The sequence below is a fragment of the Streptomyces sp. ISL-36 genome (genome assembly GCF_018614205.1).
GTDB lineage: Bacteria > Actinomycetota > Actinomycetes > Streptomycetales > Streptomycetaceae > Streptomyces.
The window spans coordinates 1-11,897 of the sequence record NZ_JAGGOS010000011.1 but is presented as its reverse complement, the minus strand read 5'-3'; the positions used below and the strand labels follow the sequence as shown (position 1 = coordinate 11,897).

At 69.0% G+C, this 11,897-nt stretch carries 8 protein-coding genes; 2 read left to right on the top strand and 6 right to left on the bottom strand.

The genetic code is table 11. The features are described from left to right. Positions 1-4 precede the first annotated feature (4 nt). From J7E93_RS02015 to J7E93_RS02005, 3 genes are all read right to left on the bottom strand, one after another. Positions 5-1,711, bottom strand: coding sequence for a protein kinase family protein (locus J7E93_RS02015; protein WP_215065469.1), 1,707 nt, complete (start codon positions 1,709-1,711; stop codon positions 5-7). A gap of 118 nt (positions 1,712-1,829) precedes the next feature. Continuing rightward, entirely contained in the window at positions 1,830-4,064 is a 2,235-nt protein-coding gene (murJ, locus tag J7E93_RS02010; RefSeq protein WP_215065468.1) for a murein biosynthesis integral membrane protein MurJ, read from the bottom strand. 46 nt (positions 4,065-4,110) lie between these two features. After that, the gene (locus tag J7E93_RS02005) at positions 4,111-6,447 is read right to left on the bottom strand and encodes a DUF6049 family protein (protein ID WP_215065467.1); all 2,337 of its coding nucleotides are present in this window, start codon (positions 6,445-6,447) and stop codon (positions 4,111-4,113) included. 181 nt (positions 6,448-6,628) lie between these two features. Here J7E93_RS02005 and J7E93_RS02000 point away from each other — a divergent pair, with 181 nt between their 5' ends. Next, complete coding sequence (locus J7E93_RS02000) at positions 6,629-8,071, top strand: CCA tRNA nucleotidyltransferase (RefSeq protein WP_215065466.1); 1,443 nt, start codon at positions 6,629-6,631, stop codon at positions 8,069-8,071. Positions 8,072-8,143: 72 nt separating this feature from the next. On the opposite strand, the gene J7E93_RS01995 is transcribed toward J7E93_RS02000, so the two are convergent. From J7E93_RS01995 to J7E93_RS01985, 3 genes are all read right to left on the bottom strand, one after another. Further along, positions 8,144-9,403: an MFS transporter gene (locus J7E93_RS01995; protein WP_215065465.1), complete on the bottom strand. Its 1,260-nt coding sequence runs from the start codon at positions 9,401-9,403 to the stop codon at positions 8,144-8,146. Positions 9,404-9,479: 76 nt separating this feature from the next. After that, entirely contained in the window at positions 9,480-10,562 is a 1,083-nt protein-coding gene (locus J7E93_RS01990) for an inositol-3-phosphate synthase (protein ID WP_215065464.1), read from the bottom strand. Positions 10,563-10,611: 49 nt separating this feature from the next. Beyond that, complete coding sequence (locus tag J7E93_RS01985) at positions 10,612-11,301, bottom strand: PadR family transcriptional regulator (protein ID WP_215065463.1); 690 nt, start codon at positions 11,299-11,301, stop codon at positions 10,612-10,614. Positions 11,302-11,669: 368 nt separating this feature from the next. Here J7E93_RS01985 and J7E93_RS01980 point away from each other — a divergent pair. Further along, positions 11,670-11,897 (top strand): hypothetical protein (locus J7E93_RS01980; protein WP_215065462.1); only part of this gene is annotated, 228 nt, incomplete at its 3' end.

Sequence of the window (11,897 nt, the reverse complement as noted above, 5' to 3'; positions counted from 1 at the left end):
GTCGTCAGCTGGTGATCTTGATGTCCGAGATCTTGCCGCGGTAGCCGCCCGCGCTGCTAGGCAGCTCGGTCAGCCAGACGAGAACGTAGCGCGTCTTCACCGGCTTGACCGGGGCGAGCGGAACATGTGTTCCGGACCCCGCGGCCAGGGTGGTGAAGTCGCCGGGCGACGAGGGCTGGGTCGAGGCGCCCTCGGGCGCCGTCCGCAGCTGGACCGAGGTGGAGCCTTCGAACGTGACCTCCACCTTGCCCACCTGCTGGACCGTGCCGAGGTCCAGGACGATGCCCACGCCTTCCTTCAGCCTGCCGAAGTTCGGATAGCCGTAGTAGTTGGAGGTCTGCCACGACGTGGAGGGGTCGCCGTCGTAGGCGTTCCCTATCTCCGAGGGTGTTTCCGCACCGTCGCCGAGCGGGTCGAAGTCGTCCGCCCCGACGATCACGACCGGCTTGCCCGAGGACGGTTCCTTCTTGTCCTCGGTGTCCTGCGGCTGCGTGTTCTGCGGAGTCTCGGTCCCCTTGTTCTGGTCGAGCAGCCGGTCCGCCACCTGCCAGCTGCCAAGTCCGAGCGCCGCGATGAGCAGCGCCGAGACGGCCCACTTCAGGACCTTGCCGGTGCGGCTCTCCAGCGGCGCCGGAGGCGGTGCCGGCGACTGGAGGACCGTGACGCCCGGCCGCTGCTGCGGCCGACCGTAGGTGCCCTGCTGATACGTGGTGCGCTGGTACTCGGGCGGGGCCGGGAACTCCGGCTCCGGCGGGCGGATGCGGGGCATCGCCGCCACGGCCTTGGCGAGCTCGTCCGGGGTGGTGCAGGGCGGCTCCTGGCGCGAGGCGGTCGCCCCGTCGTTCACGAGGGCACGCATGGCGATCTCGGACAGACCGCGATGGACCCCCGCCCTCACCTGGTCGGGAGGGAGCAGCCCCACGCCCTTGGGAAGTCCGGAGAGCCCGTATGCATCGCTGTCGTAGGGCCAGCGCTGGGTCAGCGCCGCGTACAGCAGGGCGCCGATCGCCTCGGTGTCGGTCCGCTGCGGGCGCTCGGCGCTGATGCCGCGCAGAGCAGCGTTCACGGCGAGGCCGCGGATCCGGTACTGGCCGGTGGAGCTGCGCAGCACGGCGCTCGGCGTCAGTCGCAGGTGGGCGAGGCCTTCGCGATGAGCGGCGGCCATGGCCTGGGAGACCTGGCTGACGAGCTGGTAGGCGTCGTGCGGCTCCAGCGGGCCCGCTGCGAGCAGCGCGGTCAGCTCGGTGGAGTCGGGAAGCCACTCGTGCACCACGTACACGAGGTCGTTCTCCTCGACCGCGTCGAGGACCTGGACGAAGCGGGGGTCGCCGAGCAGCGCCGAGGAACGGGCTGCGGCGAGAACCGAACGGGCCCGGGGGTGGTCGGCCGGCAGGAGATGAACGCCGACCGCGCGACGCAGCTTCTCGTCGACGGCACGCCAACTGCTGAAACCGTCCAGACGAGTGACGCACTCCTCGAGTCGGTAGCGCCTGGCCAGTTTGTGCCCGCTGTGCAGTTCGGGTGTCTCGATGGAGGGCTGTTCGCCGTTCTGCCGGTCGCCGGCCTTGTTGTCTGCGTCCTCGGCGGACTTCTCCGCCGTGTCCTGCGCTTTCGCCACCCCGTCGGTCGCGGCCTTGTCCGCCTTGGCGGTCAGCGGGTCGTCACCGCTGTTGTCGGCCACGTCGACGGCAGCCGTGCTACGTTCCGCCACCGTCGTTCCTGCCTCCCCATCCGTTGCGCCACATCCAACAGCCATGCCAATTGTGCCCACAGTCGGCCGCTATGCACGACACGCGGCCACCGACGATGGTTGTGCGGGGAGCGGCTTCCTACCGTCCCAGGCGTCCACGGACCATACCCACCATGGAGTTCAGCTCCTCGATCCGCATGCGCTTGGCCGCCACGAAGAACACGCCGAGAAGGACGATTCCGCCCACCAGCAGGGCCACGAGGGAGCCGAGAGCGCCTTCACCGAGGGTCTTGAGGAGTCCGAATCCCACCGCGCCGGCGACGATCGCGGCGGGCAGCGAGGCCAGGCAGAGGCGGGCGTAGGTCCGCATGACATGGGCGCCGTCCAGGTCGCCGCCCAGCCGGTTGCGCAGGCGGCGCCAGGCGACGCCGACACCGACCACGTACGCCAGTCCGTACGAGCCGGCCATGCCGACGACGGCCCATCGGGCGGGCAGTACGAAGTAACAGGCGGCCGAGGCAGCCGCGTTGACAGCGGCGACGATGACTGTGTTGTAGAAGGGCGTCCGGGTGTCCTCGTAGGCGTAGAAGCCACGCAGGACGACGTACTGGACCGAGTACGGGATCAGGCCCAGGCCGAAGGCCATCAGGATGAAGCCCATGCCCTGGGCCGCCTGGATGCCGCTGGAGGCGTAGAGCAGGGTGCACATCGGGACGCCGAGTGCCAGGAACGCGAAGGCGACCGGGACGATCGCGACGGCCGAGTTCCGCAGGCCGTGCGAGATGTCGTCGCGGACGGCGCCGGGGTCGTTGTCGTGGGCCGCGCGGGAGATGCGGGGCAGCAGCGCCGCCATGACCGAGACGGTGATGATGGCCTGCGGCATGCCCCAGATCAGCTGGGCGTTGGAGTACGCGAGGAAACCGGCACCGTCCTTGCCGGACTCCTCACCGGCCGCCGTGGCGAGCTGGGTCACGACCAGCACGCCCGCCTGGTTGGCCAGGACGAACAGCACGGTCCACTTGGCGAGTTTGACCGTCTTGCCGAGCCCGTGGCCCTTCCAGTCGAACCGGGGGCGGAAGCGGAAGCCCGTCTCACGGAGGTAGGGAATCATCGCCAGCGCCTGGACGACCAGGCCGAGCAGGGTGCCGATGCCGAGGAGCCGGATGCCCTCGTCCGGGATGGTCTGCACACCCATGTGGGACTCGGCGGAGGTGCCGTAGACCCAGATGAACAGGCCGAACGTGACGATCATGACGATGTTGTTGAGGACCGGGGTCCACATCATCGCGCCGAACTTGCCCCGGGCGTTGAGGATCTGACCCATCACCACATGCACACCCATGAAGAAGATGGTGGGCAGGCAGTAGCGGGCGAAGGTGACGGCGACGCTGTTGGCCGCGGCGTCGTCGGCGATGGTGTTCGACATCAGCCGGATCAGCAACGGGGCCGCGAAGACGGCGATGGCCACGATCGCGCCGAGGGCCACCATGACCAGGGTCAGCAATCGGTTGGCGTACGCCTCGCCGCCGTCCTCGTCGTTCTTCATCGAGCGGACCAGCTGCGGCACGAAGACCGAGTTGAGCCCGCCGCCCACCGTGAGGATGTAGATCATCGTCGGGAGGGTGTACGCGACGGTGAAGGTGTCGCCGAGGAGTGCGGCGCCGAGCGCGCCGGTGATGAAGAGGCTGCGGACGAAGCCGGTGAGCCGGGAGACCAGGGTGCCGGCCGCCATCACCGCGCTCGACTTCAGCAGCCCGGAGGCGCGGCCTGATTTCTTCGGGGCGGGTGTGGGCATCGGATCGGGCTCCGGAGCGGGCGAGGGCACCTGGCCCGGGGTCTGCTGGTCCCGGTACAGGTGGGCGAAGGCGTCCGGCTCCGGCTGCTCGTCGCCGGCCCGGGTCACCAGGTCGTCGACTCCGGTGAACTGGACCGTGCGCGCGTCGTCGCCGTAGGGCAGGTGGCGGGAGGGCCCGTCCGGCTCCGGCGCGGGCGTCTGCGCCCAGACCCGCGGGTCCGGCGCGTGCTGGGGCGCCGCGGGCTGCTGGTAGAGCGGCGGTGGCTCCTGGTAGGTGCCCGGAGGGGGCGGGGGGTGCGCGGCGCGGTCGTAGAGCGCCTCGCCCACCGGATCCTGCGCGGACAGATCCTGTGCCCGAAAGGGATCGTGCGTGTAGGCATCCTGGACATAGGGGTCCTGGGCGTACTGATCCGGGGCGTACTGATCCTGCGCGTACTGGTTCTGGGCGTACGGGTCCGAGGTGGGTTGCTGCGGCGGTGGAACCGGCGCCTGGCCGGGTCCCGGGGTCGCCGCGGGCGTTCCGGACGGCTCGGTGCCGCCCACGCCCTGGCCGCGGTCACCGTCGTACGGCGCGTTCATGGTTACCCCACCTCATCGTCCGGCGGCCGACCGGCCACGACATCGCTCAACGGTCCACTTTCTCACCCGGGCCCGACGGGTCGCCGCTTTCGTGACCGGTGTCCGGTGTCGGGTCACTCGGCTGCTCGGGATCCTCGTCCTCCGCGGCCTCGTCATCGGCGTCCTCGGCCGCTTCGGCCTCGGCGTCCTCCTCGGCCTCGGCCTCGGCGTTTCTGGCGGCCGCACGCTTGCGCTGGGTGTACATCCGCGCGCCCGCGAGGACGAGCAGCAGCACACCGCCCGCGAGGACCAGCATCACGGTCGGGGTGATCTCGGAGACCTTCACGGTGAAGGCCATCGGCTGCCCGTACGGTGTGCCGTCCTCGGTGAAGAGCTGGGCCGTCATCGGCACCGGTCCGTTGGCGTTGGCCGAGGCGGTGAACTTCACGGACTGGCTGTGCCCGGCGCTGATCCGGACCGGCAGCTCGGCGACGGCATCGCCGCCGTTGAGCTTCAGTCGCGTCTTGTTTCCGGAGGTCAGCCGCAGCACCAGGTGATCCACACCCTGCAGCAGCTTGTTCTGCACGGTGACCGGGATGGTCGCGCTGCGGCCGGAGAGCATGAGGTCCGACTTCTCGATCAGGCGGACCTCTTCGGTGAGGCCCCGGAGATAGTCGAGCACCTCGATCCGGTACAGCGAGGCGGAGGGGGCCTGACCGCGCCAGGACGTGGACATCTCACGGCTGATCGCGTTTCCGAACGGAGTCACCACACGGTCCGGCTGGGACAGGATGACCTTGAAGTCGTCGAGCTCCTCGCGGGTGTCCTTCATGTCACGGAAGGCCTGGACCGGTAGCTCCTGCTTGCGCAGCGCCTGCGGATAGCGGGAGGCGCCGGGCACCGCGGTGGCCGCGTCCGGGTCGGGCTTCACCGCGGCGGCCGCGATCAGGTCGAGCGGCTGCGTCCAGCGCTGCGCCGACAGGTCGCGCAGCGCGGTCGCCATGGTCTGTGCCTGGGCCGTCGTGGGCATCCGCTGCGGTGCCACGACGATGCTGCGCTGCTGTTCCGGCTGTTCCAGAGTGACGGCGAGCGACTGGGCGAGGAACTCCTGGACGGCGACGGTCGAGTTCCCGGTGCGGACCATGTCGCCCTCGAAGGCCGTCGACAGGTACGCGTCGCTGACGACGGCGGTGGTGCCACCGCCGACGGGACGCGCTGCCGTGGGCGTGTACGGGAGGTCGTCACGGAAGCTGTCGCTGCGGGCGATCACCTTGTGCGCGCCCGCCGAGGTCGCGACATCCATGATCGACGGATCGACGGCACCGTCGACGGGCCAGGAGAAGTCGGTGGACGGCTGCACGTGGAGGATGGTCTCCACGGTGGTCGCGGCCAGTTCCGTCGCGGGCTGGAGGTGGCTCAGCGATCCGGGGACATCCTTGCCCCGGTGCGCGAGCGAGGCGATGTCCGGGTCGGCGAACGGCAGGGCGACGACCTTGCGCCCCACGACCGCCTTCTCCAGTGAGTCCAGCCACCGCTTGGCGACGGCCTGGTTCTTCCCCGGCACGGTCTCCGTTCCGCTCTTGACCTGGTAGCTCCTGGTCATGGCATCGACCGTGGCCAGCAGGTCCGGATCGATCACCCAGGTGACGGGGAGCTCCCGGCCGAGCGTGACCATGTGGTCAAGGCGCCCGCCGGGTGCGAGCTCGCCGGCCAGCTCGTCGTTCTCGAAGACCGGCGTCTGCTGGTCGTCCGTGCCGGTCTGCGCGGAGACATGGGCCGAGGAGATCAGCGGCCAGAGGTAGGTGAGCTGGGTCTTCTTCTCCGTGGCCTCGGGCTGGTAGGGCAGGAAGGTCCGCTCGATCCCGAGGACGCGCTCCCCGGGCTGAGCGGTGGTCTGTCCCGACAGGGAGACGCCCAGCTGGTAGACACCCGCATCGTCGAGCCCGAGCTTGGAGACAGGCAGGGAGAGGGTGAATTCCTTGCTGAGCCCGGCGGCCAGTCGCGGGATCTTGACCGCGAAGGTGCCGCCGAGCGGCGCCGGGTCGCTGCCCGCCCGGAAGCCGGTACGCCCCGAGACCTGCTCGATCTGGCTCCGGCTGGTCATCCTGGGGCCGACCCTGACGTCCACCCTGGCATCGGTGACGGTCTGCTTGCCCTGGTTCGTGACGGTCCCGGAGACGGTCAGGGTGTCGCCCTCAAGGGGAGCGCTCGGCGTGAGCGTGTCGAGAGACACATCGACGGTTCTTGATCCGGTGGGTGCCTCCGCGGCGGATGCCACGGTGGCCACCGGCATCTGCAGGAGTCCGGCCAGCAGGGGCGCCCCGGCGAGAAGAGACGCCGTGCGCCGCAGCCAGCGGCGGGCAGGTGAGGGAACGGTCCCCTGGATGTCTGCCGCCTCGGCCACGCGTTCGCCCGTCCTCGTCGTATCAGTGGTGTCGGTGGTTCCCGGTTGCTGTGTCCACGCATGGTAACGAGGCACGCTGTGGCCAAGTGCCGGGGACTGCTCCAGCTGATCGGAGCGGGCCGGCCGGGCTGCCGGAAATCGAGGACGCTGCCGGGAGCCGGGGCACGTACCCTTTTCTGTTGTGCCGAACGCCAACGAAGACACCCCGACTGCACTGAGCCAGGTGCAACGCCGCGCGGTCAGCGAGCTGCTGCGTGTGTCCCCTGTCGCCGACGACCTTGCCGTCCGATTCCAGGAGGCAGGGTTCAGCCTCGCGCTGGTCGGCGGCTCGGTACGGGATGCGTTGCTCGGTCGGCTCGGCAACGACCTCGACTTCACGACCGATGCCCGACCCGAGGACGTACTCAAGATCGTCCGCCCCTGGGCCGACGCCGTCTGGGAGGTCGGGATCGCCTTCGGTACGGTCGGCTGCCAGAAGAGCGGCTACCAGATCGAGGTGACGACCTACCGGTCCGAGGCGTACGACCGCACCTCGCGCAAGCCCGAGGTCTCCTACGGCGACTCCATCGAGGAGGACCTCGTCCGGCGAGACTTCTCCGTCAACGCCATGGCGGTAGCGCTCCCCGAGAAGGACTTCATCGACCCGCACGGAGGTCTCGACGACCTCGCCGCCCGCGTCCTGCGCACCCCCGGAACTCCGGAGGAGTCCTTCTCCGACGACCCGCTGCGCATGATGCGTGCCGCGCGCTTCGCCGCACAGCTCGACTTCGAGGTGGCCCCCGAGGTCGTCACGGCGATGACGGAGATGGCCGGCCGTCTGGAGATCGTCTCCGCCGAGCGGATCCGTGACGAGCTCAACAAGCTTCTGATCTCCGCCCACCCCCGCGAGGGTCTCGGCCTGCTCGTCGACACCGGACTGGCCGCGCATGTGCTGCCCGAGCTGCCGGCGCTGCGACTCGAGAGCGACGAGCACCACCGGCACAAGGATGTCTACGAGCACTCCCTCACCGTGCTGGACCAGGCGATCGACCTCGAGGAGGACGGACCGGACCTGGTGCTCCGGCTGGCGGCCCTCCTGCACGACATCGGAAAGCCGCGCACCCGCCGCTTCGAGAAGGACGGCCGGGTCTCCTTCCACCACCACGAGGTGGTCGGCGCGAAGATGACCAAAAAGCGCATGACGGCACTGAAGTACTCGAACGAGATGATCAAGGATGTCTCGCGCCTGGTGGAGCTGCACCTCCGCTTCCACGGATACGGGACCGGCGAGTGGACCGACTCGGCGGTGCGCCGCTATGTCCGCGACGCCGGCCCCCTGCTCTCGCGGCTGCACAAGCTGACCCGGTCGGACTGCACGACGCGGAACAAGCGCAAGGCCGGTGCGCTCTCGCGCGCCTATGACGGGCTGGAGGAGCGGATCGCGCAGCTCCAGGAGCAGGAGGAGCTGGACGCGATCCGCCCGGACCTGGACGGCAACCAGATCCAGGAGATCCTCGGCATCCGGCCCGGTCCCGCTGTGGGGCAGGCATACAAGTTCCTGCTCGAGCTGCGACTGGAGAACGGGCCGATGGAGCAGGAAGCGGCCGTCGCAGCGCTCAAGGAGTGGTGGGCGGCTCAGAACTGAGGGGAGGCGTCGATGTTTCACGTGAAACATCGACGCAGCCATACCGCCAGGGGTGATGTTTCACGTGAAACATCACCCCTTCTGCCGTGAACGGGCCAGCGCGAACGAGACCACGGCGTAGAGAACCGCGACCATCACGACGAGCGGGACGGACCGGCCGTCCGGTGGCAGCATCAGTGCCGCCACCCCGGCCGCACCGACGAAGGCGACGTTGAAGAGCACGTCGTAGAGCGAGAACACCCGACCGCGGTAGGCGTCGTCCACCGACGTCTGGACCACCGTGTCCGTCGCGATCTTGGACCCCTGGGTGATGGCCCCCAGGAGGAAGGCGGCGACCAGAAGAGGGGCCTGGGCGAAGGGCAGCCCCAGCGCGGGCACCAGAACAGCGGCGGTTGCCGCGCACACGGCCATCCAGCCGAGGGCGCCGAATCGACCGATCGTCCAGGGCGAGATCACGGCGGCCGTGAAGAAGCCGGCCCCCGAGATCCCGACGGCCAGCCCCAGCAGCGCCAGCCCTTCCGACTCCGTGGAGCTCCACGTGTAGCGGCAGAGCATCAGTACGGTCACCGTCAGGGCTCCGTAGCAGAAGCGCATCAGGCTCATCGCGGCCAGTGCGCGGGCGGCCGCCCGGCGCTCGGCCAGATGGCGCACGCCTCCCACGAGGCCGCGGGCCGTCGAGGCCAGCGCGGCGCCCAGTCGCGGCTGGACCATGTCGGCATCCGGGCCGAGGAGCTCACGGGACATCCGCAAGGAGGCGAGGGCGGAGCAGAGATAGAGGAGAGCGCTGAGTACGACCACCGCGGCGTCGGAGTCGGCGGAGAGCAGCCGCACCCCGAAGGCCAACCCGCCGCCGCAGGTGGCTGCCAGGGTGCCCGCGGTCGGCGACAGGGAGTTGGCGACGACCAGTCGCTCGGCGTCGACGACCCGGGGCAGTGAGGCGGACAGACCGGCGAGGACGAAACGATTGACGGCCGTGACGGAGAGAGCCGAGACGTAGAACAGCCAGTCCGGAACGGAGGCCAGCATCAGCGCCGCGGTGCCGCAGGCGAGGAGAGCCCGCAGCAGGTTCCCGTAGAAGAAGACCTGGCGTCGTCGCCAGCGGTCCAGGAGAACGCCGGCGAAGGGGCCGACGAGCGAGTACGGGAGCAGCAGCACCGCCATGGCGGACGCGATGGCGGCGGGGGAGGTCTCCTTCTCGGGAGAGAAGACGACGTACGTGGCCAGCGCCACCTGGTAGGCCCCGTCGGCGCCCTGGGAGAGCAGGCGGACGGCGAGCAGGCGGCGGAAGTTCGTCAGGCGCAGGAGTACGCGCAGATCACGTACGACGGACATGGCAGCAAGACTCACATACGAAGAGGGCCCCCGGGCAACAGCCGGGGGCCCTCGTTCGACAAGCGGGATCGGCGCTTTAGCGCTCGACCTCACCCTTGATGAACTTCTCGACGTTGGCGAACGCCTCGTCGTCGAAGTACTGCACCGGCGGGGACTTCATGAAGTACGAGGACGCGGAGAGGATCGGGCCGCCGATGCCACGGTCCTTGGCGATCTTCGCGGCGCGCAGGGCGTCGATGATGACACCAGCCGAGTTCGGGGAGTCCCAGACCTCGAGCTTGTACTCCAGGTTCAGCGGAACGTCACCGAAGGCGCGACCCTCGAGGCGGACGTACGCCCACTTGCGGTCGTCGAGCCACGCCACGTAGTCCGACGGGCCGATGTGGACGTTCTTCTCGCCCATGTCGCGGTCGGGGATCTGCGAGGTGACGGCCTGGGTCTTCGAGATCTTCTTCGACTCGAGGCGGTCGCGCTCCAGCATGTTCTTGAAGTCCATGTTGCCGCCGACATTGAGCTGCATGGTGCGCTCAAGACGGACACCGCGGTCCTCGAACAGCTTCGCCATCACGCGGTGCGTGATGGTGGCGCCGACCTGGGACTTGATGTCGTCACCGACGATCGGGACACCGGCCTCGGTGAACTTGTCCGCCCACTCCTTGGTGCCGGCGATGAAGACCGGGAGCGCGTTGACGAACGCGACCTTGGCGTCGATGGCGCACTGGGCGTAGAACTTCGCCGCGTCCTCGGAGCCCACGGGCAGGTAGCAGACGAGCACGTCGACCTGCTTGTCCTTGAGGACCTGGACGACGTCGACCGGAGTCTCGGCGGACTCCTCGATGGTCATGCGGTAGTACTTGCCGAGCCCGTCGAGGGTGTGGCCACGCTGCACCGTGACGCCCTTGCTCGGGACGTCGCAGATCTTGATGGTGTTGTTCTCGCTGGCGCCGATCGCGTCGGAGAGATCGAGGCCGACCTTCTTCGCATCGACGTCGAAGGCGGCGACGAACTCGACGTCACCGACGTGGTAGTCGCCGAACTGGACGTGCATCAGGCCGGGCACCTTGGACGCCGGGTCGGCGTCCTTGTAGTACTCGACGCCCTGCACCAGCGAGGCGGCGCAGTTGCCCACGCCGACGATGGCTACGCGAACCGAACCCATTTCCGGTTGCTCCCTGTGTGATCGTGGAAGCCCTGCGAGGTGCAGGGTTTCACTTGGCGGTGTCGTCGGACGGATCCGGCCGGGTACTGCCCCCGTGCCGGGGCAGGCCGCCCGTTTCTCCAGAATCGTTGTCCTGCTGAGCGGTGCCCTCGGGGGCGTCGGGACCGGATCGCTGATCCCGTCCCGCCCGCTCGCTCTCGATGAGCTCGTTCAGCCAGCGCACTTCGCGCTCCACGGACTCCATTCCGTGGCGCTGCAGCTCAAGCGTGTAGTCGTCGAGGCGCTCGCGCGTACGGGCCAGAGAGGCGCGCATCTTCTCCAGACGCTCCTCCAGCCGACTGCGGCGGCCTTCCAGTACGCGCATCCGCACCTCACGTTCGGTCTGGCCGAAGAAGGCGAAGCGGGCCGCGAAGTGTTCGTCCTCCCAGGCATCCGGACCGGTGTGGGAGAGGAGCTCCTCGAAGTGCTCCTTACCTTCCGCCGTCAACCGATAGACGATCTTGGCGCGGCGTCCTGCGAGTGAAGCGGCGAGAGCGTCCTCGGGGGCGCTGCCCGGCTCTTCGATCAACCAGCCGCTCGCGACCAGCGTCTTGAGGCAGGGGTAGAGGGTCCCGTAGCTGAAGGCCCGGAAGATCCCCAGCGAAGTGTTGAGCCGCTTCCGCAGCTCGTACCCGTGCATCGGGGCTTCGCGGAGCAGGCCGAGGACGGCGAATTCAAGGATTCCGGAGCGCCTGCTCATCCGTCGCCTCCTCCACCCTCGGGGTCCTTATGCCGTACTGATGTATCGACTCGATACATCCTGACGATAGAACGGCCGCCCTGCTGCGACAAGTGGGACTGCAGTGACCGGCGTCACATCGTCAATTCATAGCGATCGACTTGCCTGATTTGGGGTGAACTTCGTCCCTACGTGGGTTTTGGCCGTGCGTAGTCTGGGCGCCATGCAGACCACCGGGAACCGAGCGACGCCACAGAGCGTCAGTGCTGCGGGTGACCGGCTGCGGTACGGAGAGGCCTCCCATGGGGCTCGTCCGTACGCATTTCGGGGGGACCGGAACTCAACTGCCGCTTCCAGGCGTACACGCCTGCCCGAGGAGTAGTCGTTCGATGAGCGAGCACCGTCGCAAGATGCCGCAGTCGCAGCCGCCGAGTGGCGGCCGCGCGGCGGCCAGGCGCGCCGCCCAGCAGCCCATGGGCCGCAGGTCGGCCGAGGCCCGGGATGTCAGTACGGGGTCCACTTCCTCCGGTTACGGAGAGGAGCGACCCTACGGCGGTCGGGCCGAGGCCCGGCGTGCCGCGCAGCGCGGAGGGGGCCGCCGACGCGCCCCCGACGGC

Bases quoted from the DNA above. Each gene is read 5' to 3' on its own strand.
- murJ (WP_215065468.1), bottom strand. From the start codon at position 4,064: ATGAACGCGCCGTACGACGGTGACCGCGGCCAGGGCGTGGGCGGCACC.
- J7E93_RS01995 (WP_215065465.1), bottom strand. From the start codon at position 9,403: ATGTCCGTCGTACGTGATCTGCGCGTACTCCTGCGCCTGACGAACTTC.
- J7E93_RS01990 (WP_215065464.1), bottom strand. From the start codon at position 10,562: ATGGGTTCGGTTCGCGTAGCCATCGTCGGCGTGGGCAACTGCGCCGCC.
- J7E93_RS01985 (WP_215065463.1), bottom strand. From the start codon at position 11,301: ATGAGCAGGCGCTCCGGAATCCTTGAATTCGCCGTCCTCGGCCTGCTC.